Raw genomic sequence first — 25904 nt, forward strand, 5'->3', positions numbered from 1 at the left:
CGGCAGGCCAGGCTTGGATGAGCGCTGGTTAGGTACTTGGCCGGGCGGCCCGTATGCTTGACACACCGATGAAAACATCAGGCTGTTTCGGCATGCCCGTTTTCCTCGAAGGGCACTAGCTCAATTGGTAGAGCACCGGTCTCCAAAACCGGGGGTTGGGGGTTCGAGTCCCTCGTGCCCTGCGAGGCCGTCGCACGGCAGCGTGCGGTGGCTGGCAGACGGCGTTTCCACGCGGAGGCGCCGGACCGATCGACGGAAGCAGACGACGTGACGCAGGCCAGCACGACGGATCGCGGTGAGGCGCAGGGCGCCACGCCGGCGAAGCGTGGGCTGTTCTCGCGCATCTGGCTGTTCATCCGCCAGGTCATCGCCGAGATGCGCAAGGTGGTCTACCCGACGCGTCAGGAGTTGGTGAACTACACCGTCATCGCGGTGGTTTTCATCTGCGTGATCATGGCGTACGTCGTCGGGCTCGACCAGTTGTTCAGTCACCTGGTCAGCTGGATCTTCGGGTCGTCGGGCACGTCCTCCTGACGCAGCCCCCGCTCAGGGGCCGCTGACAGCGCGAGTGCGCGCCGCGACACGAACCAATCGAATCAACCAAGGGAAGCAAGGTCATGACGGATCAGTGGACGCCGAACCTCGACGAGATCGACAACGATCTCGATGTCGCGGACGGCGATATCGACTCCGAGCAGGCCGAGGCGACCGACACCACCGAGCTGTACGCCGAGGAGACCGCCATCCACGACGCGGACACCGGTGAAGAGCTGGCTGCCGAGCCGGTCGACGACGAGACCATCGACGAGGCCGTGGCCGAGGATGAGGCCGAACTCGCGGTCGACGCTGAGCGCGACGCGATTGCCGATGAGGCCGAGGTTCTTGCCGACGAGGCTGCCGACCCCGAGCTGGCCGAGGCCACCGAGGAGGAGGCCGTTGCGCTGGCCGAGGAGGAGGCCGTTGCGCTGACCGCCGAGGAGCAGCGTGAGGCGTTCATCGCGGACCTGAAGTCACAGTGGGGCGACTGGTACGTCATCCACTCCTACGCCGGCTACGAGAAGCGCGTGAAGGCCAACCTCGAGACCCGCATCGTCTCGCTCAACATGGAGGACTACATCTTCCAGGTCGAGGTCCCGATGGAGGAGTACCGCGAGATCAAGAACGGCCAGCCGAAGACCGGTACCCGCGTGCGGATGCCCGGGTACGTGCTGGTGCGGATGGAGCTGACCAACGACTCCTGGGGCGCGGTTCGCCACACCCCGGGCGTGACCGGCTTCGTCGGTAACGCCCACGAGCCGAGCCCGCTGTCGATCGACGAGGTCGTCACGATGCTCAACCCGGTCTTCGAGGACCAGACTCCCGAGGGCGAGACGCCGGCTCCCACCAAGACGACCCCGAGCCGCAGCGGCGGGGCCGCTCCGGTCGAGGTCGACTTCGAGGTCGGCGAATCCGTCACCGTCATGGAGGGTCCGTTCGAGACGCTGCCCGCCACGATTTCCGAGATCAACACCGACACTGCGAAACTGAAGGTGTTGGTCTCGATCTTCGGCCGCGAAACGCCGGTCGAACTGTCGTTCAACCAGGTCGCCAAGATCTGATTCTCCGACACCCGCTTCGGCCAGCCGGTCGGAGCAATGCAACCGGGTCATCGCCCATGGCGTAGGCCCATCACCACGTAAGGAAACTCAAGCATGCCCCCCAAGAAGAAGGTCTCCGGCTTCATCAAGCTGCAGATCCAGGCTGGCGCCGCCACCCCGCCCCGCCCGTCGGTCCGGCGCTGGGTCAGCACGGCGTCAACATCATGGAGTTCGTCAAGGCCTACAACGCCGCGACGGAAGCCCAGCGCGGCAACGTCATCCCGGTGGAGATCACGGTCTACGAAGACCGCTCCTTCACCTTCATCACCAAGACCCCGCCGGCCGCCGAGCTGATCAAGAAGGCCGCCGGCGTCGCCAAGGGTTCAGGTGAGCCGCACAAGACCAAGGTCGCGAAGCTGAGCAAGGACCAGGTCCGTGCGATCGCCGAGCAGAAGATGGCCGACCTGAACGCCCACGACATCGAGATGGCCGAGCGGATCATCGCCGGTACGGCTCGTTCGATGGGTATCGACACGGAGTGACGACGAAGCGCGAGGCGGAGGTTGTCGGTGAGGCGTTAGCCGAGCCGCCGGCCGGAAGCCGAGTGCGAGAAGTCGCTCCCACGAACTCTGAGCTCTGAGCTCACCCGTAGTCCGTGGTTGGGCCGAGCGCTGGCCCGCACAACCACAACTCCCTTTCGAAATCTCAAGGAGAAATCATGAAGCGCAGCAAGTCCTACCGCGCCGCGGAGAGCAAGATCGACCACAACGAGCTCTACAGCCCGTTGGAAGCGGTCCGTCTGGCCAAGGAGTCGGCGACCACCAAGTACGACTCGACCGTCGAGGTCGCGTTCCGTCTGGGTGTCGACCCGCGCAAGGCCGACCAGATGGTCCGCGGCACCGTCAACCTGCCGCACGGCACCGGCAAGACCGCCCGTGTGCTGGTCTTCGCCAACGGTGACAAGGCCGCCGCAGCCGAGGCCGCCGGCGCCGACTTCGTGGGCTCCGATGACCTGATCGCCAAGGTCGCCGGTGGCTGGACCGACTTCGACGCCGTCGTCGCGACCCCGGACCTGATGGGCAAGGTGGGTCGTCTGGGTAAGGTCCTCGGTCCGCGTGGCCTGATGCCGAACCCGAAGACCGGCACCGTGACCATGGACGTGGCCAAGGCCGTGTCCGACATCAAGGGCGGCAAGATCGAGTTCCGCGTCGACAAGCACTCCAACCTGCACTTCATCATCGGCAAGGCTTCGTTCGATGAGAAGGCACTGGTGGAGAACTACGCCGCGGCGCTCGATGAGATCCTGCGTCTGAAGCCGACCGCTTCGAAGGGTCGCTACATCAGCAAGGCGACCATGTCGACCACGATGGGCCCGGGTATCCCGTTGGACTACAACAAGACCCGCAACCTGCTCGAGGAAGACGCCCCGGCGAACGCCTGATCGTCCCTCGGTATCGCGCACGGGCCGCGAAGACTCCGGTCTTCGCGGCCCGTCTGCGTATGTACCGCTTCGTGCCCGGGTCGAGAGTCCCTGTAGTGCGGGCGTACCTCGGGTGGTGGCCGCGCGGACGGGTCGAGAGTCCCTGTTGTGCGGGCGTACCTCGGGTGGTGGCCGCGCGGACGGGTCGAGAGTCCCTGTTGTGCGGGCGTACCTCGGGTGGTGGCCGCGCGGACGGGTCGAGAGTCCCTGTTGTGCGCCTGATCCAAGCCCGAGTCGCAATCAGTACAGCGGCGATCTGCAATCCAGCGGTCGTACGCTCCGGAATTCTTCCGCCCGACTGTCGATTGCCGCTGATCTGCTCATGCGTCTGCTCACGCGCCTCCGCGCGTCGATGTGACCAGCCGCAGCGATTTGGCGGGGAGCAGCCGCACGCCGTACCCTGGTAACACCAATGACCGCCGGTTGTCTCCCGGGTTCGCCCGAAGACCGAAGGCCCGCACGAAGCGGCGACCTGCGCAGGTGAGCAAGAGCACCACGTTTCCCGTACGACGTGCGGAGACCCCGTGAGCCCTGGCGCATCTGCGCTGGGGCTTTTCGTGCAGCCAGATCCACCGGCACACCCACGAAGGAGGTCCGCATGGCGAAGGCTGACAAGTCCGCTGCCATTGCCGAACTCACGGACAAGTTCCGGGAGTCGGGCGCGGCCGTGTTGACCGAGTACCGCGGCCTGACCGTGGCGCAGCTGACCGAGCTGCGTAACTCGCTGCGCGAGCACGCGACCTACGCCGTGGTGAAGAACACGCTCACCGAGCGCGCCGCCAAGGACGCGGGAGTCACCGCGTTCGACGGCATGCTGCAGGGTCCATCCGCGATCGCCTTCGTCACCGGTGACCCGGTCGAGGCGGCCAAGGGCCTGCGCGACTTCGCCAAGGCCAACCCGTTGCTGGTCATCAAGGGCGGTGTGCTTGACGGCAAGCCGCTCGAGGCCGGTGACATCACCAAGCTTGCGAACCTCGAGTCTCGCGAGACCCTGCTGGCCAAGCTGGCCGGGGCGATGAACGCCTCGCTCAGCCAGGCTGTCTACCTGTTCGCCGCTCCGCTGAACCAGGCCGCTCGCACGGTCGATGCTCTGCGGGCGAAGGTCGAGCAGGAGGGTCCGGTTGCCGATGCGGCACCGGCTACCGAAGAAGCCCCGGCGGCAGCCGAGGCCACCGAAGACGTCGCCGAGGGTGGCGACGAGAGCTGAATCTCAGCTCAATCCAGTTAAACCAGCCACTCACGGCATAACGAAAGGACGCCAATCATGGCGAAGCTCAGCACCGAAGAGCTCCTTGACGCTTTCAAGGAGATGACCCTGATCGAGCTCTCTGAGTTCGTGAAGGAATTCGAGGACACCTTCAACGTCACCGCGGCCGCTCCGGTTGCGGTTGCCGCTGCGGGCGCCCCGGCTGCGGGTGGCGGCGACGCCGCTGCCGCCGCCGAGCAGGATGAGTTCGACGTCATCCTGACCGCCGCCGGTGACAAGAAGATCCAGGTCATCAAGGAGGTCCGCGCGCTGACCTCTCTGGGTCTGAAGGAAGCCAAGGACCTCGTGGACGGCGCCCCCAAGCCCGTTCTGGAGAAGGTCGACAAGGCCGCGGCCGAGAAGGCCAAGGAGCAGCTCGAGGGCGCCGGCGCCAGCGTCGAGCTCAAGTGAGCTAACCCCTCCCTGCGAAGGGCCCTCCCGGATGCGTCCGGGAGGGCCCTTTCGTGTCGCCGGGAACTGAGCAAGCGCTTACCCCTGCGTGGTGACCCCCTCACAGGCTCATTACAGTGGGTAGTAGCCGAACTCTGGAGGGCCCATGCGACTCGAACTGACCGACGAGGACCGCGCATTCCAAACCGAGATGCGCGACTTCTTCACCACGAAGGTCTCGCAGGATCTGCGTGATCGATGGGCCGCCGGAGGTGAGGTCGACCCGAAGGACTTCATCGAGGCGCAGCAGACCCTCAACGCCGCCGGGCTGGCCGTGCCGCACTGGCCGGCCGAATGGGGTGGCCGCGGCTGGACCGATCTGCAGCGGCACATCTACCTGCAGGAGATGCAGGCCGCCAGTGTGCCGCCGCCGTTGGCGTTCAACGCCAACATGGTGGGCCCGGTGATCGCCGCCTTCGGCTCGCAGGAGCAGAAGGAGCGCTTCCTGCCGGCGACGGCCAACCTCGACATCTGGTGGTGCCAGGGCTTCTCCGAGCCGGACGCGGGGTCGGACCTGGCCAGCCTGCGAACGACCGCTGTTCTCGACGGCGACGAATGGGTGGTCAACGGGCAGAAGACTTGGACCACCCTGGGCCAGTACGCCGATTGGATCTTTGCGCTGGTGCGCACCGACCCGCAGGCGCCCAAGAAGCAGCAGGGCATCTCCTTCCTGCTGATCGACATGAAGACCCCCGGCATCACGGTGCGACCGATCAAGCTGATCGACGGCGGTCACGAGGTCAACGAGGTCTTCTTCGAGAACGTCCGCGTACCCGCCGACCAGCTCGTCGGCGAGGTCAACGCCGGATGGACCTACGCCAAATTCCTGCTCGGTAACGAGCGGGTCGGTGTGGCTCCGGTCGCGAGTATCAAGAAGGTGCTCGCGGGCGCCAAAGCCCGTGCGGCGCAGACTCGTACGCACACCGGCACCCTCCTCGACGAACCGCTGGTCGCGGCCCGCATCGCGGAACTCGAAGCCGGCGTCGCCGCCCTGGAACTGACCGTGATCCGGGTCGCTGCCGGTTCCAAGGAGGGCCGACCCGACCCGGCGTCGTCGATCGTGAAACTGCGGGGCACCCAGTTGCAGCAGGACGCCCTGGAACTGCTCGCCGACATCGCCGGCCCGGCATCGCTGCTGTGGCAGCAGCCGGAGGACACCTCACTCGAGGCGTGGACCGCACACGCCACCCCCACCTATCTCAACTTCCGCAAGGCATCGATCTACGGCGGCTCCAACGAGGTGCAACGACAGATCATCGCCGGCGGCATCCTCGGGCTGCGCGCCTAACGCCGCGAAGAAAGGCACTCACCATGGACTTCACGTTCGAAGAAGAACAGCTCGCCCTTCGTGACGCGGTCGCCGAACTGGCCAAGCGTCACCAGCCCGAATCCACCGGCGGCGAGGTGGCCACCGGGCCGCAGCCGCTGGACAAGGCCACGTGGACCGCTATCGCCGAAACCGGCCTGATCGCGCTGCCTTTCGCCGAGGACTTCGGCGGCGCCGATGCATCGGCGGTCGAGGTGAGCGTCGCGGCCGTCGAGCTGGGTCGCGGTCGGATCCAATCGCCGTACGCCGATGCGCTCGCCGCGGCCACGTTGCTGGCCCGTCTGGGCTCGGCGCAGCAGCACGAGCAGTTGCTCGCGCCGCTGCTCGGCGGGGACACCCTGGTGGTCACGGCGATCGCCGAGCCCGGCTGCGCGTGGTCCCTCACGCCGTACGACGTGACCGCCCGCCAGGACGGTGACACCTGGCTGCTGGACGGGGTCAAGGAGCCGGTGCGGTACGCGCCCGACGCGAGCCACGCGATCGTCGCGGCGAAGGTGGGGGAGCAGACCGGGCTGTTCATCGTCGAGACCGGTGGGCAGGAGCGGGTGGCGCTGGAGAGTACGCCGGGTGCACCCTCGGGCAGCCGGGTGCGGCGACCGATGAGGCGCTGCGCGCCGCCGCCAACCTGGCCATCCTGGCCGTCGAGAGCGAGGCGTTCGGCGCAATGCAGGCCGCGCTCGACCTGACCGTGGACTACCTCAAGACCCGCAAACAGTTCGGGGTCCCGCTCGCCACGTTCCAGGCCCTCACCTTCCGGGCCGCCGACATGTACGTCGCGCTCGAACTGGTCCGCAGCAGTGTGCTGTACACCGCAATGGCGCTCGCCGCGGACCCGCTCGATGACCTGGCCGCGTCCCGGCTGAAGGTGGTTGCCGGCCGCAACGCCCGGTTGGTCGGACAGGAAGCGATCCAGTTGCACGGCGGCATCGGCATGACCGCGGAGTACGCGGTGGGGCACTACACCAGCGCCATCACCGAGGTCGAGCACTCCTGGGGTGACACCACCTACCACCTCGCGCGGTTGGCCGGTCGGGTGCGTGAGTACGCCGAGGTGTCGGTCCTGCGCTGATCCATCCCGGGCACGCACGTCGGCCCGCGACCCGTCACCGGGTCGCGGGCCGATGTGTCCTCAGCGCACCGTCACCCGGGCGGCGGCGTGCGCGCCGTTGACCGTGACCGTCAGTGTTGCCGTCCCCGGCCGGAGGCCGGTGATCGCGCCGGTGGCGGGGTCCAGGCGCAGTACCGCGTGTCGGTCGCGGTCGCTGCCCACGCGGACCCCGTCGCCGCCCCAGGTCGCCGTCACCGGCCAGGTAACGGGAACCTTCCGGTCGCCGTCCTGGGTGATGGTCGCGCTGACGGTGCCACTGCCGCCGACCCGCACTGCCACCGGCGCCTGCAGGCTCAGGCTGTCGACGCGGGCGTGAGTCTGCACCTGCAACCACCGGGTGCGGGCGGTGCCCGGCGCCGGCGTGCCGCCGACCCGCCCGGCCGCGGGATCGATGCCGAGCATCGACCACCCGGTGAACCCGCCCTGCGCCGGGGTTCCGGACGGTGACTTCCCGGAGTTGCCGTTGATCACACGTGTCACCCCGGCGTCGGAGTCGGTGAAGAAGATCCCGACGTGGCCGTTCACGTCGGCGACCGACTTGCCGGTGCGGCTGCGGAACTGCGCGAGCGTGCGCTGCAAAGCCGCGGCCTCCACGCGGTCGGTCAATTGTGAGGCCTTGTCCGGTTGCGGGTCGACGATGGGGTGGTGGTGCAGGACCACGACACCGGTGACCGAGCGGTCGGCGGCTGCTGCGCTCAGTTGCTGCTCGAGCATCTGCAGCTGGTCGGTACCCCCGGGGTGCAGGGTGCCGGACGAACTGTCCAGGGTGATGAACGCGGTGTGATCGATGACCCGGTGGGTCGTCGTCGGGCCGAAGACGGACGTGAAATTCGACAACGGCCCGCCCATGACCTCGTGGTTGCCCGGCACGTAAGTCCACGGCACCTTGCCGGTGACCTCCTGGTCCAGCACCGCCTTCGCCAGTGCGAAGTCGGCCGGCGACGCCTCGTCGACGAAGTCCCCCACGATGAACAGCTGATCCGGTCTGGCGGCGACGATCTCGCGCAGTGCCCGTCGACCGGCCTGCACGACCGGGCCGTCCGCGCCGTCCCGGGCGACGAACTGGGTGTCGCTGAGGACGGCGACGCGCAGTGGCCGGGAATCGACATCGCCCTGGCTGATCAGGGCCGGGTCGGCGCGCCAGGACGACGGTGGTTGGGCGACGTCGGGTGGCAGGACGGCGCGCAAATCACTGACCGCGAGCTGGTCGGTGTACGACGCGTCGGAGCGGATCTCCATGAACCGCAAAGCAGTCAGGGTCAGCGGGTACGACGTGCCGGCCGGGACCGGGAAGGTCACCTTGCGCCACCCGGTCCAGTCGACGTGATCTCCGTCCAGGTTGGTGACCGTGCCGTCACCACGGGTCACCTGCAGCCGGGGCCACTCACCTTTCCCGGTGCCGTTGATCCACAGCGTGAGGGCCTTCGGCTGGCCGGGTACGGCGATCGGCGCCGGGGGATTGGCGAACATCCCCCGGGTCGCGGTGCTCTGGGTGAAGTCGAAGTCAAGACGCAGACCGGCAGAGCCGTCGTGGCCGCTGGTCGGGGTGACATTGCCGGTCGCCCGGGCGGTCGTGCCGGTCCATGAGGCGGCGTCCTCGAAACCCGAGAGCACCTTCTCCTGGGCGCCGATGGCCACGGGCACGGTGAGGCTGCGACCCAGGACGGTGAGCGTGACCGACGAAGCCTGCTGGGTGCCGGGGGCGGTGGCCGTCACCGTCAGTCCGGCGGTACTGCTGGGTTGTACCCGCAACCCGGGGCCGGCACTGACCCGGATGTCGCGGGTCTCCACGGGTACGCGGAAACCGTCGGCGTCCAGGGCCGAGACCGACAGCGGTGCACTGGCACTGTCCGCGTCCAGGGTTACCAGCTCACTCGACGGCTCCAGCCGCATCAACGGTCCGTGCACCCGCAGATCGACCTGGGACTGCCCGCTGCGATGACCGGCCTGCGTCAGGTAACGGACGGTGGCCGACCCAGGGCGCGCCGCCTCTACGACGAGCTGGCCGCGCCGGTCGCCGCCAACGGTGCGCACTACGGAACCTGTCGGCAGGAAGCGGCCCCGGGGTGCGGTTGCCGAGTAGTCGGCGGCGAGCCCCGTGGCCACAATGGTGCGACTGAGCCCCGGCAGGAGGTCGTGGGAGCCGCTCACCGCGAGCCCCGCGGCGGGGTCGAGTGCGGTGCGCACGGCGACACCGCTGCTGGGGCCGCGGGCACTGGAGCGGAACACCAGGGCGTTGGTCACTTTGCGTTCGGTGCCGTCGGACGGGCGGTCGATCAGTTGCAACGCGCTGGTGCCGGCCGGCCGGGCGACCAGCGTGGTCGAGCCGCCGCCGTCGAGATTCAGAGCCTGCCAGGCGCCCTGGTCGAGCAGCAGCGCGGTCAGCTGTTCCAGCGTCTGACCGGGGGAGTCGGCCACCCTGCCGTCTACCGACACGATCCACAGCCGGGTGCCGTCCTTGCTCACGCCTACGGCGGTCCGCGCCGCGGCAACCTGCTGCGCGCCGGTCGCCCTGCCGTCCTTGATCAGTACCTGGCTGCCGCCGACGGCCAGGCTGACCGCGGCATTGGCACGGAGCGTCACGTGGACCCCGTGCCCGGTCGCTGCGGCGCTGAGCCGATTGGCCGCTGCACCGCGGCCCACGATCAGGGTCTCGCCGGCCGCGGCAGGCGCGCTGAGGGCGTCTGCGTCGTCCTCGACCGCGGTGATGCGGCCATCACGCACGTGCACCACCCGTACCCGTTCCGCAGCCGCAAGGAACCGGCCGACCGGGAAACTGCCCCATAGTGGCGTGAATACTCCGATCTGACCCGTGTGCCAGGTCGGGGAGTTGACTGCGTCGACCTGGATCCGCTTGCCGTCGATCGTGACGTCGGCGGCGGAGGTGAGGTTGGTGATCGCCGCCCGGCCGCCGGCCAGCGTGAGAGCGGGCGCGGCGGCACCGCCTAGGGTGCGCACGCCTGCGGTGGGCGAGATGTCGGTGCCGACGGGGGCGTCCGAGGCGTTCATGTCGAAGTAGTCGCCGTTGACCGCCGCCACGGCGTGCGCGTCGGTCGCGAACGAGGAGACGGTGTCGTTGGCGGCCGAGACCGTGCCGCCGTCTGCCAGGTCCATCGACAGGCTCGGGGTTCGCAGATCGGCCGTCATGACGTGGCCGGTCACCCAGCCGCCGGACTCCAGCCGCTGGAAGGAGGTCAGGTCCAGGCCCGGAGCGATCGCCGTACGGCGCTGCTGGGTGTAGACCGAGCCGCTCCCGGCGAGGTGGACGCTGTCAGGCGCGGCGTGCGTGGTGCTTCCGGGCTCGGCGTGCGAGGTGGCTCCGGTGGCGGCGGACCGGGCGGGTTCGGCATGCGCGACTGCGGGTGGCCCGGTCAGGCCGGGGGTGAACAGTGCCAGTAGGGCGGCACTGAACATGCTGACGAACGGGCGACGGACGGTCATGGGTTCTCCCGGGGCCGGTGACGGATGCATCGAGCCTAGGAAAATTTGTTTCCATTCAGGGAGATGCGATGGAAACAATGTGCAAACACCGGTGGCCGCGCGGGTGCTTGACGAAGGGCTGTGGCCGGGTGCACAGTCGTGGGACGCGCTGCGGGGGCAGCGACGGATCGGCCTTACGGCTCGGTGGCCTCTCGTGGCCCCGGAATTCCGTCGGGTTTACTTCACTTGCCTTATCGGGTATGGTATTGCTTTGCGCTGCCCGTGTCCGCCCAGCCGTTTGCTCAGATGAGCTTGATCCAGCCCGGATATCACGCAGACCGCGTCGTCCGCTCGAGTGCCACTCGCACCCGCTGACGATTTGACGGTCCGTGATCGTCGTGCCCGCGATCAGGCGCTGATGAGCAGGGTAGGTCATCGACGCAGGTAGCCGACCGAACCGCCCGTAAGGCCTGTGGAAGGACCCATCCTTGGCTGCCTCGCGTACTGCGACCAATACCCTCTCGTCGGCGAAGACGGCTTCGGGCCGTCTCTCCTTCGCCAAGATCCGCGAACCTCTGGAGATGCCGGACCTGCTGGCTCCCCAGACGGAGAGCTTCGACTGGCTGCTCGGCAACGAGCGCTGGCAGGAGCGCGTAGCTGCCGCGAAGGCAGCCGGACGTGAGGACATCAACGACCGTTCCGGTCTGGAGGAGATCTTCGAGGAGATCTCGCCGATCGAGGACTTCTCCGGCTCGATGAGCCTCTCGTTCCGTGACCACCGCTTCGAGGAGGTCAAGTACACGACGGAGGAGTGCAAAGAAAAGGACATCACCTACGCGGCGCCGCTGTTCGTCACCGCGGAGTTCATCAACAACAACACCGGTGAGATCAAGAGCCAGACGGTGTTCATGGGCGACTTCCCGCTCATGACCGAGCGCGGCACCTTCATCATCAACGGCACCGAGCGTGTCGTCGTCTCCCAGCTGGTGCGTAGCCCGGGTGTCTACTTCGAGCGCAGCATCGACAAGACCTCCGACAAGGACGTCTACACCGCCAAGATCATCCCGAGCCGCGGTGCCTGGCTGGAGTTCGAGATCGACAAGCGCGACACCGTCGGCGTGCGGGTGGACCGCAAGCGCAAGCAGTCGGTCACCGTGCTGCTGAAGGCCCTCGGTCTTTCCGAGGCCGACATCCTGGAGCAGTTCGGCCAGTACGACAGCATCCGCACGACCCTGGAGAAGGACCACACGGTCACCCAGGACGAGGCGCTGCTGGACATCTACCGCAAGCTGCGTCCGGGCGAGCCGCCGACCACCGAGGCCGCCCGTAACCTGCTGGACAACCTGTACTTCAACACCAAGCGTTACGACCTGGCCAAGGTCGGTCGCTACAAGGTGGACAAGAAGCTGGGTCTGCAGGTCTCGCTGAACAAGTCCACGCTGTCGGTCGACGACATCGTCGCCACGATCAAGTACCTGTGCGCGCTGCACGCCGGCGAGCCGGTCATCCGCGGTTTCCGCAATGGCGCCGAGACCGACCTGCGGGTCGAGGTCGACGACATCGACCACTTCGGCAACCGCCGGATCCGCAACGTCGGTGAGTTGATTCAGAACCAGGTCCGCACCGGTCTGTCCCGGATGGAGCGCGTCGTCCGCGAGCGCATGACCACCCAGGACGTCGAGGCCATCACGCCGCAGACCCTGATCAACATCCGGCCGGTCGTCGCCTCCATCAAGGAGTTCTTCGGCACCAGCCAGCTGTCGCAGTTCATGGACCAGAACAACCCGCTGGCGGGTCTGACGCACAAGCGGCGTCTGAACGCGCTCGGCCCGGGTGGTCTGTCCCGTGACCGCGCCGGCATGGAAGTGCGTGACGTGCACCCCAGCCACTACGGCCGGATGTGCCCGATCGAGACCCCGGAAGGCCCGAACATCGGCCTGATCGGATCGCTGGCCTCCTACGGCCGGATCAACGCGTTCGGGTTCATCGAGACCCCGTACCGCAAGGTCGAGAACGGCGTCGTCACCGACGAGGTGCACTACCTCACGGCTGACGAGGAGGACGAGTTCGTCAAGGCGCAGGCCAACGCCCCCTGAACGCGGACGGTTCGTTCGCCGAGGAGCGGGTACTGGTGCGCGTCAAGGACGGCGAGGCCACCGACGTTCCGGCCGACGAGGTCGACTACATGGACGTGTCCGCCCGGCAGATGGTCTCGGCCTCCACCGCGCTGATCCCGTTCCTGGAGCACGACGACACCTCGCGCGCCCTGATGGGTGCTGCGATGCAGCGTCAGGCCGTGCCGCTGGTCCGTTCCGAGGCGCCGCTGGTCGGCACCGGGATGGAGTACCGCGCGGCGCTGGACTCCGGTGACGTCATCCGGGCCGAGAAGGCCGGTGTCGTGCAGGAGGTCTCCGCGGACCTGGTGACGGTCGCCAATGACGACGGCACCTACATCACCTACCGCGTGGCCAAGTTCACCCGCTCCAACGCGGGCACCTGCTACAACCAGCGCGTCGTGGTCACCACCGGTGACCGCCTCGAGGTGGGCTCGGTCATCGCCGACGGTCCGGCAACGGACGGCGGCGAGATGGCCCTCGGGAAGAACCTGCTCGTGGCGTTCATGCCGTGGGAGGGTTACAACTTCGAGGACGCCATCATCTTGTCCCAGCGTCTGGTGCAGGACGACGTCCTCTCCTCGATCCACATCGAAGAGCACGAGATCGACGCCCGCGACACCAAGCTGGGCCCGGAGGAGATCACCCGGGACATCCCGAACGTCTCCGAAGAGGTCCTGGCCGACCTGGACGAGCGCGGCATCATCCGCATCGGTGCCGAGGTCCGCGACGGCGACCTGCTGGTCGGCAAGGTGACGCCCAAGGGTGAGACCGAGCTGACCCCGGAGGAGCGCCTGCTGCGCGCCATCTTCGGTGAGAAGGCCCGTGAGGTCCGCGACACCTCGATGAAGGTCCCGCACGGCGAGACCGGCACGGTCATCGGCGTCAAGGTCTTCGACCGCGAAGAGGGCGATGAGTTGGCGCCCGGCGTGAACCAGATGGTCCGCGTCTACGTCGCCAACAAGCGCAAGATCACCGACGGTGACAAGCTCGCCGGACGGCACGGCAACAAGGGCGTCATCTCCAAGATCCTGCCCGTCGAGGACATGCCGTTCCTGGAGGACGGCACCCCGGTCGACGTCGTGCTGAACCCGCACGGTGTGCCGCGCCGGATGAACCTCGGCCAGATCCTGGAGCTGCACCTGGGCTGGGCCGCCAGCCGTGGTTGGCAGATCGAGGGCAACCCCGAGTGGGCCAAGCAGATCCCGGCCGACGCCCATGAGGCGCCCGCGGGTTCGCGCGTCGCCTCCCCGGTGTTCGACGGAGCGAGCGAGGAAGTCATCTCGGGTCTGCTGGACTCGACGACTCCGACCCGCGACGGTCAGCGCCTGATCGAGCACGACGGCAAGACCCGGCTCTTCGACGGCCGCTCCGGCGAGCCGTTCCCGGAGCCGGTGTCGGTGGGCTACATGTACATCCTGAAGTTGCACCACCTGGTCGACGACAAGATCCACGCCCGCTCCACCGGTCCGTACTCGATGATCACCCAGCAGCCGCTGGGCGGTAAGGCACAGTTCGGTGGTCAGCGCTTCGGTGAGATGGAGGTGTGGGCCCTGGAGGCGTACGGCGCCGCCTATGCACTGCAGGAGTTGCTCACCATCAAGTCCGATGACATCAACGGCCGCGTGAAGGTCTACGAGGCCATCGTCAAGGGTGAGAACATCCCCGAGCCGGGAATCCCCGAGTCGTTCAAGGTGCTCATCAAGGAAATGCAGTCGCTCTGCCTCAACGTGGAGGTCCTGTCCAGCGACGGCCAGGCCATCGATCTGCGCGAGAGCGACCAGGAGGTCTTCCGCGCCGCGGAGGAACTCGGGATCGACCTGAGCCGGCGCGAGCCGAGCTCGGTGGACGAAGTCTGAGACTTCCAACGGTGAGGTACGCCGAGAGGCTGGCCGATCGGCGTACCTCACCCACCGCCTGATCAACCAACCGAATTTCAGACTCAGAACTTTCAGACTTCGTAGGTAACGAGAAGGAAGGCACAACGTGCTGGACGTCAACTTCTTCGACGAGCTGCGCATCGGCCTCGCCACCGCTGACGACATCCGTCAGTGGAGCCATGGTGAGGTGAAGAAGCCCGAAACCATCAACTACCGCACCCTCAAGCCCGAGAAGGACGGCCTCTTCTGCGAGAAGATCTTCGGCCCCACCCGGGACTGGGAGTGCTACTGCGGCAAGTACAAGCGCGTCCGCTTCAAGGGCATTATCTGTGAGCGGTGTGGCGTCGAGGTCACCCGCTCCGCGGTGCGCCGTGAGCGGATGGGCCACATCGAGCTCGCCGCGCCGGTCACCCACATCTGGTACTTCAAGGGCGTTCCGTCGCGCTTGGGTTACCTGCTCGACCTCGCCCCGAAGGACCTGGAGAAGGTCATCTACTTCGCGGCGTACATGATCACCTCCGTCGACGAGGAGCAGCGGCACGCCGACCTGCCCTCGCTGGAGGCGCAGATCGAGGTCGAGAAGAAGGAGCTGATCAACCGTCGCGACGACGAGATCAACACCCGCGCCAGCAAGCTGGAGACCGACCTGGCCGCCCTCGAGGCCGAGGGTGCCAAGGCTGACGCGCGCCGCAAGGTGCGTGACTCCGCCGAGCGCGAGATGACCCAGATCCGCCGCCGCTACGACCAGCAGGTCGAGAAGCTCGAGCAGGTGTGGGACCGCTTCAAGAACCTGAAGGTCCAGGACCTGGAGGGCGATGAGACCCTCTACCGCGAGATGCGCGACCGTTTCGGTCTGTACTTCGAGGGCGGTATGGGCGCGGCTGCTCTGCAGAAGCGCCTGGAGACCTTCGACCTGGACGCCGAGGCCGCCTCGCTGCGCGAGACCATCGCCACCGGCAAGGGCCAGCGCAAGACGCGTGCCCTGAAGCGGCTGCGGGTCGTCACCGCCTTCCAGCAGACCAAGAACCACCCCACCGGGATGGTTCTGGACGCGGTTCCGGTCATCCCGCCGGACCTGCGCCCGATGGTGCAGCTGGACGGTGGCCGCTTCGCAACCTCCGACCTGAACGACCTCTACCGCCGGGTCATCAACCGCAACAACCGGTTGAAGCGACTGCTGGACCTCGGCGCGCCGGAGATCATCGTCAACAACGAGAAGCGGATGCTGCAGGAGGCTGTCGACAGTCTCTTCGACAACGGCCGCCGCGGCCGTCCGGTCACCGGACCGGGCAACCGTCCGCTGAAGTCGCTGTCCGACATGCTCAAGGGCAAGCAGGGCCGCTTCCGCCAGAACCTGCTCGGCAAGCGCGTCGACTACTCCGGCCGTTCGGTCATCGTCGTCGGCCCGCAGCTGAAGCTGCACCAGTGCGGCCTGCCCAAGCAGATGGCCCTGGAGCTGTTCAAGCCGTTCGTGATGAAGCGTCTGGTCGACCTGGACTACGCGCAGAACATCAAGTCGGCCAAGCGCAAGGTCGAGCGCGCCAACCCGGTCGTGTGGGACGTCCTCGAAGAGGTCATCCGCGAGCACCCGGTGCTGCTGAACCGTGCGCCCACGCTGCACCGTCTGGGTATCCAGGCGTTCGAGCCGCAGCTGGTCGAGGGTAAGGCCGTGCAGATCCACCCGCTGGTCTGCACCGCGTTCAACGCCGACTTCGACGGTGACCAGATGGCCGTTCACGTGCCGCTGTCCGCCGAGGCGCAGGCCGAGGCCCGCATCCTGATGCTCTCGAGCAACAACGTGCTCAAGCCGGCCGACGGCCGGCCGGTGACCATGCCCTCCCAGGACATGATCACGGGCATCTACTTCCTCACCTCCGAGGACGGTCGCGCCGAAGTGGCGGACGGCGTACTGCGCTCGTTCTCCAGCTCGGCCGAGGCCCGGATGGCGTTCGACCGCGGCGAGATCAACCTCGGTTCGGTCATTTCCGTCCGCGTCGCCGACCAGGTGCCGCCGGCGGGTTACGAGCTGGACGACGACGTGGTCGTCGACGAGCTCGGCCGCGCCGCGTTCGTGACGATCGAGACCACGCTGGGCCGGGTGCTCTTCAACGAGACCCTGCCGGAGGACTACCCGTTCCTCAACGTGACGATCGACAAGAAGACGCTGTCCGGTGTGGTCAACGACCTCGCCGAGCGGTACCCGAAGACCCAGGTCGCCGCGTCCCTGGACGCGCTGAAGGAAGCCGGCTTCTACTGGGCGACCCGTTCGGGTTGCACCGTGGCCATCTCCGATGTGCGCACTCCGGACAACAAGGAGCAGATCCTTTCCGGGTACGACGCGAAGGCGGCCAAGGTCCAGAGCCAGTTCGACCGCGGTCTGCTGACCGACGACGAGCGCCGCCAGGAGCTCATCGAGATCTGGACCCAGGGCACCAACGAGGTCGCTGCCGAGATGGAGCGTTCCTTCGACCGCACCAACCCGATCTACCGCATGGTGGCCTCGGGCGCGAGCGGTAACTGGTACCAGGTCCGCCAGATCGCCGGTGCGCGTGGTCTGATGGCCAACCCGAAGGGCGAGATCATCCCGCGTCCGATCAAGTCCAACTTCCGTGAGGGCTTGTCGGTGCTGGAGTTCTTCATCTCCACGCACGGCGCTCGTAAGGGTCTGGCGGACACCGCACTGCGGACCGCGGACTCGGGTTACCTGACCCGCCGGCTGGTCGACGTCTCCCAGGACGTCATCATCCGCGAGGACGACTGCGGCACCGACCGCGGCCTGGTCATGCCGATCTCCCAGGAGAGCGCGGACGGTAGCCACGTCGAGCACGAGTCGGTGGAGACCTCGGTCTACGCCCGCAACCTCGCCGAGGACGTCACCGTCGACGGTGAGGTGCTGGCTGCCGCCGGCTCCGACCTGGGCGACGTCAACCTGGACAAGCTGATCGCCGCCGGCGTCCGCGAGGTCAAGGTCCGCTCGGTGCTCACCTGTGAGTCCCGCGTCGGCACTTGTGCCATGTGCTACGGCCGCTCCCTGGCGACCGGCAAGCTGGTCGACATCGGCGAGGCCGTCGGCATCATTGCGGCCCAGTCGATCGGTGAGCCCGGCACCCAGCTGACGATGCGTACCTTCCACACCGGTGGTGCGGCCGCCGGTGACGACATCACCCGCGGTCTGCCGCGTGTGGTCGAGCTCTTCGAGGCCCGCACGCCCAAGGGTGTCGCCCCGATCGCCGAGGCGGCCGGCCGGGTCGTCATCGAAGAGACCGACAAGGCACGTCGGGTGCTGATCACGCCGGACGACGGTTCCGAGGAGCAGGCCTACCCGGTCAGCAAGCGGGCCCGTCTGCTGGTCGCCGACGGCGAGCACGTCGAGGTCGGCGCCCAGCTGGTGCAGGGTGCGATCGACCCCAAGCAGGTGCTGCGCATCCTGGGCGCCCGCGAGGTGCAGAAGCACCTGGTGGACGAGGTCCAGGCCGTGTACCGCTTGCAGGGTGTGGCGATCCACGACAAGCACATCGAGGTCATCGTGCGTCAGATGCTTCGTCGCGTGACGATCATCGAGGCCGGCGACACCGACCTGCTGCCGGGCGAACTGGCCGAGCGCGGCCGGTTCGAGGACGCCTCACGTCGTGCCGTCGCCGAGGGCGGCAAGCCCGCCTCCGGTCGTCCCGAGCTGATGGGGATCACCAAGGCGTCGCTCGCGACCGACTCGTGGCTGTCGGCGGCCTCCTTCCAGGAGACCACCCGCGTGCTCACCGAGGCGGCCATGCACGCCAAGAGCGACCCGCTGCTGGGCCTGAAGGAGAACGTCATCCTGGGCAAGCTGATCCCGGCCGGAACCGGTCTGCCGCGCTACCGCAACGTGAGCGTGGAGCCGACCGAAGAAGCCAAGGCGCAGCTGTACGCCCTGCCGGACTACCAGCCCTACGACTACCCGGTCTTCGGCCCGGGGTCGGGCGAGGCAGTCCGTCTGGACGACGTGTCCCTCGGCTTCGACAGCTGAGTTCGCGCGCCCCACAACAACGGACGCGGGTGGCTTCGGATCTTTCGATCCGAGCCACCCGCGTCCGTTGTCGCGTTCTGTACGGCGACTGCCGCCGCGGACTCAGGGCCGGTGGGCTCGCAACCAGATGGACACCCCGGGCAGCGACCTGACGGGAAGATGGCGCTCGGCGCGTACGACGGTGCCCAGGACGGCGTTGACCAGCGGGTGCGGGCGGTCCAGGTCGCTACCGGCGGATGATTTGCGCCGGAGCCAGACCACCGGCCGCAGCAGCACCATCCAGGACCAGCAGGTGTCGACGACCAGCCCGTTGCGCTCCAGCACCGAGGTCAACGTGGTCTGGGTGTAGCGCCGGACGTGATCGACCGCTTCGTCGTGGGCGGACCACAGCTTCGGGTCGGCGGGCACAGCGATGATCGCGGTGCCGCCGGGTCGCAACGCACGTGCGATCTCCGCCGCGGCCGCATCGTCGTCCGGGATGTGTTCCAGGACGTCGAGGGCGACGATCAGGTCCAGCGACGCGTCGGCAAGCGGCAGGGCGGTCGCGTCGGCCCGCAGTACCGACAACCCTCGCGAGGCGCCGACCTCGGCACCTTCCTGCCCGTACTCCAGCGCCGCCGCCCGCCAGCCGCGCTTCAGCAGGACCCGGGTGTTGCCACCGCCGGCCGCGCCGATGTCGCAGGCGACGCCGACCGGCAGGTCTTGAACCATCGAATCGAGGATGTGTCGTCGCTCGGCGTACCACCAATGCGCGTCCTCGACCTCGGCGAGCATACGTACTTCATGTCCCTCCACGGGCGCCCACGATACGCGGAGAACGGGCCCGAGAAGTGGCTTCCAGCGGTTCGCTACGCGGCGTGTCCACCGACCGGCCTCCATCGGCTCTCGGCCGACTCGTCTACATTTGGCGCCGGTGGAAGGCCGAACCGGCCGACACCCGTGGCCACCGGATCGGCGGCACAGGCGCCGAACGAGGAAGAAGCTCAACATGACTGTGGTGGACGAGGCGGTCGTCGCCCCCGGGTGCGCCGACCGGAGGCCGGCCGCTGGGTGGCAGCGGCTATCGGCCTGATCGTTTACCTGGGGTGTGCGCGGGCGTTGTCCGCCGCGGGCGTCGACACCTGGACGATCGTGCGTTCCACGGCGTACTGGACGCTCGCCCTGGTCCTACCCGGCTGGCTGGTGTTCCGTACGGCGGTCGGACCGTCGGTCTCGTGGCTCGCCGAAGCCTGCCTGGGTGCATGCACCGGGCTGGGCCTGGAACTGCTGTTCTGGATGCTGTTCTCGCTGGCCGGTCAACAACAGCTCGTGCGGTACTGGCCCCTGTTGACGCTGCTGGTGCTGGTACGCGCGCCGTGGCGCACACGGTTGCGGCAGAAGCCGACCGGACGGATGCCGCTGCCCTGGCTGATCGCGCTCGCGGCTGCCGCGCTGGTGCTGGTGCGGGTGGAGTTCCTGCGCTTCCTGAACTTCTACGGCACGCCGTACGAGGGTCGCTCGATGTATCCGGACATGCAGTGGCACATGGGTCTGGCCGCCGAAGCCACCCGGTCCTTCCCGCTGATGATTCCGCAAGCCATCACCGCCGGCGACCTGCGTTACCACTGGTTCGTCGACGCGCATGTCGCGATCGAGTCCCTGACCACGGGCACGTCCGTGCAACTGATCCTCGCTCAGCTGTACCTGTTGCCGCTGGCCCTGCTGATCGTGGGGATGAGTGCCGTATTGGCGCACGTGCTGTCGGGCCGGGCCTGGGCCGGGGGACTCGCAGGGGTGCTCGCCTGCGCCACGACCACCCCCACCCTCTGGCCGAACGTCTACCAGAGCCTCTCGGCCTACATCGCCGCTTCGCCGACGCAGCTCTTTGCGTTGCCGCTGACCTTCTTCACCATCGTCACGATCACCCTGCTGCTGCGGCGCACTCAGCCGTGGAGCCGGGCGTCCGCGGGGTACTGGCTGATCTTCGCCCTTTCGGCGTTCGCGATCTGCGGTGCGAAAGCCTCCGCGCCGCCGACCCTGCTGGGCGGCGCACTGACCGCCCTGGCAGCGGCCATCGTGATGCGCCGCTGGCCGCTGGCCCGGGTCGCTGCAGTCATCGCCGTCGTCATGGGGATCGTGACGATCATCGCGGTGAAGTTCGTCAGCGGCGGGGACAGCGCCAGCGGGGTGCAGTTCCTCGCTGCGCTGTCCCGCTCGCAGCTCTACGACGTACTGATCGGCTATCCCGAGGGCTACAGCGACAAGACCCTGGTCATCCCCGGGCTGTTCAACCCGTGGGTCCTCACCGGTGTGATCGTCTTCGAGTTCTGGCGCCTGGCCGGGCTGCTGGCCACCGGGTTCGTCTTCTGCCGGGTGCTGCGCCGCAAACCCGAAGCCTGGCTGATCGCCGGGTGCGCAGCAGCGGCGATCATGGGTTTCCTGCTGGTGCGTCAACCCGGCCTGAGCGAGCTGTACTTCATCAGAGGTCTCGCGCCGCTGGGCGGGGTGATGGTCGCCTGGCTGCTGGCGGCGCATCTGCCCGCTCCCAAGGGCGATGGCCGGGCCGCCCGGTTCGTCGCGCCGCTGGTGTGGGTGATCATGCTGCTGATCGGGGCAGTCGTGGCCGTGCGGATGGTGAACCTCAACGGCGTGCCCCCGCCCGACACCGTCGAGGGGATGCATGAGGTCATCCGTCAGGCGCTGCTGATCACGGTCGGGGGATCGCCGCGGTCGCGGCGGTCGCCGCGGTCGCATCCTGGGCCAGCAGACGCACCCAACCGGACACCTCCGGGGTGCCCCTCGCGGTCACGGCCGCGGCCCTGGCCGGGTTGCTGGCCGGTCCCGTGCTGGCCGCACCGATGACGGCGGCTTCCGTCGGGCCGTCCGGGCAGGCCGGGCACGCCCCGAGCACTCCCGCCACCCGTGCGCAGGCCGAAGCAGCGCTGTGGATCAGCCAGCACGTGCCCGAGAAAGGGGTGCTGGCGACGAACAGCCACTGCCGGGGTGCCGAGGCCCAGGTCTGCACCGCCAACCAGTGGTGGGTCTCCGGGCTGGGCGGCCGGCGCGTCCTGGTCGAGGGCTGGGCCTACGAGCCGAAGTCGGCGGCGCAGATGGCCTTCCGGAACGCCTTCTTCGATCAGGATCTGCTCAAGCGCAACCAGTTGGTGTTCACGCGCGCCGATGCTGAGGACCTGTCGTGGGTGCGTGGCTATGCCGTGAGCTACCTGGTGGCCGTGCGGGGGCGACCGCGATCTCACCGCAGTTGATCAGTCAGACCGACACCGTCTTCGACAACGGACTGATACGCATCATGCGCCTGCGCGGGACGGAATGATCGCGGTCACCGAATCTTTATCGCGGCATTGGCCGTGACAGCGGCGTTCGCCGGTTACGCTCCGCAAGTCCGACGCACACTCGTGCGGCGTTGTGGAATCTGTCCTCGGGGAGCCGATGTGTCCAACCAGCATGTGTCCAACCATTCCTTCGCGCGTCGCTGCTGCGTCGCGGTGTCGATTCTCGCCACCGGAGCAGGGGTCATCGCCTTCGCCCCGACCCAGCCGGCCGAGGCCGCTGCGGCAGTGCCGCAGGACGGCCTCTACCACGTCAGCTCGCCGCACCGTCTCCTGGACACGAGGCGGACGGGCGGTGCGGTTGCCGCGGGCAAGACGGTCACCATTCCCAGGAGCGTGCTGACCGCCGCTGGGCTGCCGACCACCGGTGTCCAGTCCGTCGTGGTCAACCTGACCGTGACCGGAACCACCGGTACCGGCTGGGGCACCATCTTCAGCGGCAGTACCGTCCCGGCGACGTCGAACATCAACTTCAGCAAGGGCTGGACCGGCGCCGTCAGCTCGACCGTCGCCCTGGCTTCCAACTCGGGGCTGTCGATCAAAGTCGGGGGGACCGGCCTGAGCACCCAGGTGATCGTCGATCTCGAGGGGTGGTACAGCAACAGCACCTACACCCCGTCGACCGGCTCCGGATTGCAGATCGGCGACCCCGAGCGCTGGGTGGACACCCGGACCGACGGCGGCCCGTTGCCCGCGCAGAGCTGGGACACGATCGGGATGAGTTGGGACGCGACCGGTGACTGGGCCGGTACGACGCCGACCGCCGTCATGGTGAACCTCACCGCGCTGGGGGCGAAGGGTTCCGGCAGCCTGAGCCTGTGGAACGGTGATGAGAACGCGTGGCCGACCACTTCCTCGGTCAACTTCGCCAAGGGCGAGACCTCACCGAACACCGCGATCGTCCCTGTGCGCAAGGAGAGTGACGGCTCCTACAGCTTCGGCGTCGCCAACACCGGCGGCCAGGCGGTCAACTACTTGGTCGACGTCCTCGGGTTCTACTACACCGGTGCCGTGATGCCGACGTTCAAGCACGTCGTCGTGGCCCCCAAGCGGGTCATGAGTTTCGCTTCCATCGGCAGCAACAAGACCGCCTCCGTCACCCTGCCGGCAGCGGTCGGCGACGCGAAGGTGACCGGAGGAATCGAGGGGGTACTGACCGGATACCGGCCCACCTCGGGCGGCTACCAGACGATCTGGGACGGCCTCGGTGCGATGCCCAAGACCAGCAACCTCAACTCGGTGAACGGGGGTATCCGAGCCAACGGGTTCCTCGTCCGGGAGAACTCAGACGATTCGCTGGGGCTGACGGTGTTCAACAGCGCCGGCACCATCAAGGCCATCGTCGATGTGACCGGTCGCTTCGACTGGACCGGGACGATCAGCTCCGCTGTGGCCGCGCAGAAGCGCCAGCTGCCGGCGATGCGGGTCGCGACGACGTCCGCACACCGGGTCATCGGCAGGCGCTGACCCCTCCGGTCGAACGCTCGAAAAGGGGAGGGTGCGCCACTGGCGCACCCTCCCCTTTTCGACACATGCCTCAGCCGGCGGGTTCGTTCAGTTGCCACGCCGACGCGTCCGGAGTCTCGAAACGCAACGTGGCGTAGGGCTCGAGGGTTTTCGCGTGCGGCAACGTGTTCTCCATGTAGATCCACCGCACGCCCTCATCCCACAGCTTGCGCTGTGCCTCGGCGGTGGGAGCGACGTAGAAGTCGTCGTTCAGCGCCAGCAGGTCGGGGTGCCAGTAGTTCATCGTGATCGAGTCCCGGCCGTGCGGCTCGAGGTTGGTGGATTCCGGCGTTGCGGTCCACCCCTCGATGAACGACTGCCGCTCGGTGAACGCCGTCACCAGCCAGCGGCGGTTGTCACAGTGGTCCGGCTTGATCGGAGTGGTGCAGTGCCGGTTGGTCATCACCAGGTCGTCGACGTCGGAGTGGTCTCGGATATAGCGAGCCACCGCGATCTCGTTGTCACTGACCGCGTTGTAGCCGGTGATCGGGATCGGCTTGGCCACTGGTACAAACACGTGGGCCGTCCGGTAGTACTTCTCCACCGCGAAAACACCGGAGAGCGTGACGACCGCCGCCGCGGCTGCGATCGCCACGACCACCCGGCGATGGCGGGCAGCCAGCGCTGCGAGGACGGCGCAGGCCACCACGATGACCGCGCCGACGCCCAGTTGGGCGACGGCCCGGTGCAGTTGATGATGACCGACGGTTCCACCGGTGAGCACGCTCGGCAGGTAGAAGAAGAGACCGCCGCCGACGATGCCGACGATCAGCACGACCCATCGTTCGCGCACGCCGAGGGCGTGGTAAAGACGCCACGCGCCCAAGGCCGAACCCACCGCCGCCAGCGGGATGGCCGTCATCAGGAAGTAGTACTGACTGGCACCGGGGTGGTAGAAGAGGGCTACCGGAGCGGCGCCGGCGATGACCGCGCCGATGAGTACCCAGGTCACCGGATCACGGCGGTCCTGCCTGCGGAAGGGTAGGGCGAAGCAGTAGAGCGCGCGCGTCATGCCGGTGCCGAAGGCGGTGGCCGCGGCGACGACCTGCATCTTCCACGTCGGAACCCCACCCAGCAGCCCGCTCAGCGGGGTCTGCGCGGCGGCTGCGGCGGGGTCGAACGTGAGCCCCGCCGCGGATCCGCGGTAGACCACGATCATGGTCAGCCCGAGGGTGATCGAGACGCTCACCAGATCGACGACCAGCGGAAGCACCATTCGGCGGCGCCAGATCAGCATCGCCAGGATCGCCAGAGCCATTCCGGCGATCACGATCGGTCCCGCCGATCCCTTCAATCCGGTGGAGATGCAGGTGAGAACGGGCAGAGCGACCCAGGCACCAGTGCGGGCGTGGCCTCGCCAGCGCATCGCGAGGACGGCCATGAACGCCATCAGCGGGGCGATCGCCAACCCCACCGTCGGCGACAGCGGAGTCAGCGGGAGGGCGGTGCCGGCGGTGCCGAAGACCGTGCCGCGGCTCAGCGCCGCCGCACCCGCTGCGGATACGACACCGACGGTCGGGCTGTTGGACAGCCGCAGGCCCAGCATCGCGGTGCTGACCACGGCAACGACGGGCAGCAGCGCGGGCATGAACCGCATCAGCACTTCGTCCAAGGGGACCCCGGAGACCGCGGTGACGTGAGCGATCCACGCGTGCGTGAACCATTGGTAACCCAGCGTCGCGCCCTTGACCGTCGGCCATTCCACGGGGCCGCGCTGCAGGAGTTCGGAGGCCAGGGCGAGGTGCAGGTAGGTGTCCACGTGCGGCGTACCTGCACCCGATCCCCAGCTGAGCCGGTTGACCCGGGAGTAGTCCACCAGGCTGGACACGAAGAACAGGCTGGTCAGCGAGATCAGAAAGCCCGACCACCAGGGCAGCGGTGACCACTGGGCGTCACGAATCCGGTTGCGGGTCGCCGGTATGGCCAGCAGTGCGGCGGCCACCAGCAGCGGAATGACGATGGCCGGGATCCGGCTGTGCATCAGGCCGGCGATGATCTGGGCCGGCACCGCCACGCAGATACCCATCGCGAACCCCAGGAACAGGTCCTCCAGGAGCCAGCCGTTGCGCGGGCGGATCGTGCGCCAGATGAGGGCACCGGGGAAAACCTGCGTCACCAGGACGCCGATCAGAGCCAGCAGGGCGTGGCCGACCGGCAGTCCGGCGGCCACGACGTACGCCTGGAAGCCGAGCAGGGCGACCAGGATCCACAGGTTGCTGATCACCTCGCCGGCCCGGGCGAAGCGGGGATGTGCCTCGGTGCTGTCGGCGGACATCGCCACTGTCGTGCTACTCATCGCACCCTTGGGTCGCTCGTGGGGTCATCGGAGTACCCCTCAACGGGTTTCGCGGTGCCACAGGAAGCGGCGCGCGGTGGGTTTTCGACCCGAGCGTACGCGGGCATTTCAAATCCACAGTGCAGACTCACCCGCATGTTAGAGTCCTCACGCTCACCATCGGACCGA

General features: G+C 67.8%; 15 protein-coding genes, 1 tRNA gene and 2 pseudogenes. 15 read left to right on the forward strand and 3 right to left on the reverse strand.

From position 1 onward, the window contains the following. The first annotated feature begins 109 nt into the window (after nt 1–109). From ACFQBT_RS02965 to ACFQBT_RS03010, 10 genes and pseudogenes are all read left to right on the forward strand, one after another. Nucleotides 110–182: transfer RNA gene (locus ACFQBT_RS02965), tRNA-Trp, on the forward strand. Between the two features lie 85 nt (nt 183–267). Beyond that, the gene (secE, locus tag ACFQBT_RS02970; RefSeq protein WP_211310159.1) at nt 268–534 is read left to right on the forward strand and encodes a preprotein translocase subunit SecE; all 267 of its coding nucleotides are present in this window, start codon (nt 268–270) and stop codon (nt 532–534) included. A gap of 83 nt (nt 535–617) precedes the next feature. Next, nucleotides 618–1598 (forward strand): transcription termination/antitermination protein NusG, encoded by a 981-nt coding sequence (gene nusG, locus ACFQBT_RS02975; protein ID WP_377820311.1) that lies wholly within the window; start codon nt 618–620, stop codon nt 1596–1598. Between the two features lie 93 nt (nt 1599–1691). Further along, nucleotides 1692–2119, forward strand: a pseudogene (gene rplK, locus ACFQBT_RS02980) (50S ribosomal protein L11). Nucleotides 2120–2295: 176 nt separating this feature from the next. Then, the gene (gene rplA, locus ACFQBT_RS02985) at nt 2296–3018 is read left to right on the forward strand and encodes a 50S ribosomal protein L1 (protein WP_377820312.1); all 723 of its coding nucleotides are present in this window, start codon (nt 2296–2298) and stop codon (nt 3016–3018) included. A 637-nt stretch (nt 3019–3655) separates the two neighbouring features. Beyond that, on the forward strand, nt 3656–4264 hold the full coding sequence (rplJ, locus tag ACFQBT_RS02990) for a 50S ribosomal protein L10 (RefSeq protein WP_377820313.1): 609 nt from the start codon (nt 3656–3658) through the stop codon (nt 4262–4264). A gap of 57 nt (nt 4265–4321) precedes the next feature. Then, the gene (gene rplL / locus ACFQBT_RS02995) at nt 4322–4714 is read left to right on the forward strand and encodes a 50S ribosomal protein L7/L12 (protein ID WP_109683721.1); all 393 of its coding nucleotides are present in this window, start codon (nt 4322–4324) and stop codon (nt 4712–4714) included. Between the two features lie 145 nt (nt 4715–4859). Beyond that, complete coding sequence (locus tag ACFQBT_RS03000; RefSeq protein WP_377820314.1) at nt 4860–6041, forward strand: acyl-CoA dehydrogenase family protein; 1182 nt, start codon at nt 4860–4862, stop codon at nt 6039–6041. Nucleotides 6042–6064: 23 nt separating this feature from the next. Beyond that, the gene (locus tag ACFQBT_RS03005) at nt 6065–6766 is read left to right on the forward strand and encodes an acyl-CoA dehydrogenase family protein (RefSeq protein ID WP_377820315.1); all 702 of its coding nucleotides are present in this window, start codon (nt 6065–6067) and stop codon (nt 6764–6766) included. Further along, nucleotides 6745–7149: an acyl-CoA dehydrogenase family protein gene (locus tag ACFQBT_RS03010; RefSeq protein WP_377820316.1), complete on the forward strand. Its 405-nt coding sequence runs from the start codon at nt 6745–6747 to the stop codon at nt 7147–7149. Before ACFQBT_RS03005 ends, ACFQBT_RS03010 begins: the two co-directional genes overlap by 22 nt. Before the next feature lie 60 nt (nt 7150–7209). On the opposite strand, the gene ACFQBT_RS03015 is transcribed toward ACFQBT_RS03010, so the two are convergent. Continuing rightward, nucleotides 7210–10629 (reverse strand): phosphodiester glycosidase family protein, encoded by a 3420-nt coding sequence (locus ACFQBT_RS03015; protein WP_377820317.1) that lies wholly within the window; start codon nt 10627–10629, stop codon nt 7210–7212. A gap of 467 nt (nt 10630–11096) precedes the next feature. Here ACFQBT_RS03015 and rpoB point away from each other — a divergent pair. Then, nucleotides 11097–14581 (forward strand): annotated as a pseudogene (gene rpoB / locus ACFQBT_RS03020) (DNA-directed RNA polymerase subunit beta). 127 nt (nt 14582–14708) lie between these two features. After that, nucleotides 14709–18605 (forward strand): DNA-directed RNA polymerase subunit beta', encoded by a 3897-nt coding sequence (locus ACFQBT_RS03025; protein ID WP_377820318.1) that lies wholly within the window; start codon nt 14709–14711, stop codon nt 18603–18605. 102 nt (nt 18606–18707) lie between these two features. Here ACFQBT_RS03025 and ACFQBT_RS03030 read toward each other — a convergent pair whose 3' ends face one another. Continuing rightward, a complete protein-coding gene (locus ACFQBT_RS03030; RefSeq protein ID WP_377820319.1) occupies nt 18708–19379 on the reverse strand; it encodes a class I SAM-dependent methyltransferase in 672 nt (223 codons plus the stop codon). 249 nt (nt 19380–19628) lie between these two features. Here ACFQBT_RS03030 and ACFQBT_RS03035 point away from each other — a divergent pair, with 249 nt between their 5' ends. The 3 genes from ACFQBT_RS03035 to ACFQBT_RS03045 all read left to right on the forward strand — a co-directional run bounded on the left by ACFQBT_RS03035 (nt 19629) and on the right by ACFQBT_RS03045 (nt 23401). Beyond that, nucleotides 19629–21446, forward strand: a complete 1818-nt coding sequence (locus tag ACFQBT_RS03035) for a hypothetical protein (protein WP_377820320.1) — start codon at nt 19629–19631, stop codon at nt 21444–21446. Then, nucleotides 21377–21850 (forward strand): hypothetical protein, encoded by a 474-nt coding sequence (locus ACFQBT_RS03040; protein ID WP_377820321.1) that lies wholly within the window; start codon nt 21377–21379, stop codon nt 21848–21850. Before ACFQBT_RS03035 ends, ACFQBT_RS03040 begins: the two co-directional genes overlap by 70 nt. 186 nt (nt 21851–22036) lie before the next feature. Beyond that, complete coding sequence (locus tag ACFQBT_RS03045; RefSeq protein ID WP_377820322.1) at nt 22037–23401, forward strand: hypothetical protein; 1365 nt, start codon at nt 22037–22039, stop codon at nt 23399–23401. 70 nt (nt 23402–23471) lie between these two features. Here the strand turns inward: ACFQBT_RS03045 and ACFQBT_RS03050 are convergent, their stop codons facing one another. Continuing rightward, nucleotides 23472–25736 carry a hypothetical protein gene (locus tag ACFQBT_RS03050; RefSeq protein WP_377820323.1) on the reverse strand — a complete coding sequence of 755 codons (2265 nt, stop codon included), beginning with the start codon at nt 25734–25736 and terminating at the stop codon, nt 23472–23474. Between the last annotated feature and the right edge of the window lie 168 nt (nt 25737–25904).

The sequence above is a fragment of the Branchiibius cervicis genome (genome assembly GCF_042661605.1).
Classification (GTDB): domain Bacteria; phylum Actinomycetota; class Actinomycetes; order Actinomycetales; family Dermatophilaceae; genus Branchiibius; species Branchiibius cervicis.

Bases quoted from the DNA above. Each gene is read 5' to 3' on its own strand.
- nusG (WP_377820311.1), top strand. From the start codon at position 618: ATGACGGATCAGTGGACGCCGAACCTCGACGAGATCGACAACGATCTC.
- rplA (WP_377820312.1), top strand. From the start codon at position 2,296: ATGAAGCGCAGCAAGTCCTACCGCGCCGCGGAGAGCAAGATCGACCAC.
- rplJ (WP_377820313.1), top strand. From the start codon at position 3,656: ATGGCGAAGGCTGACAAGTCCGCTGCCATTGCCGAACTCACGGACAAG.
- rplL (WP_109683721.1), top strand. From the start codon at position 4,322: ATGGCGAAGCTCAGCACCGAAGAGCTCCTTGACGCTTTCAAGGAGATG.
- ACFQBT_RS03000 (WP_377820314.1), top strand. From the start codon at position 4,860: ATGCGACTCGAACTGACCGACGAGGACCGCGCATTCCAAACCGAGATG.
- ACFQBT_RS03005 (WP_377820315.1), top strand. From the start codon at position 6,065: ATGGACTTCACGTTCGAAGAAGAACAGCTCGCCCTTCGTGACGCGGTC.
- ACFQBT_RS03010 (WP_377820316.1), top strand. From the start codon at position 6,745: ATGCAGGCCGCGCTCGACCTGACCGTGGACTACCTCAAGACCCGCAAA.
- ACFQBT_RS03015 (WP_377820317.1), bottom strand. From the start codon at position 10,629: ATGACCGTCCGTCGCCCGTTCGTCAGCATGTTCAGTGCCGCCCTACTG.
- ACFQBT_RS03030 (WP_377820319.1), bottom strand. From the start codon at position 19,379: ATGCTCGCCGAGGTCGAGGACGCGCATTGGTGGTACGCCGAGCGACGA.
- ACFQBT_RS03050 (WP_377820323.1), bottom strand. From the start codon at position 25,736: ATGAGTAGCACGACAGTGGCGATGTCCGCCGACAGCACCGAGGCACAT.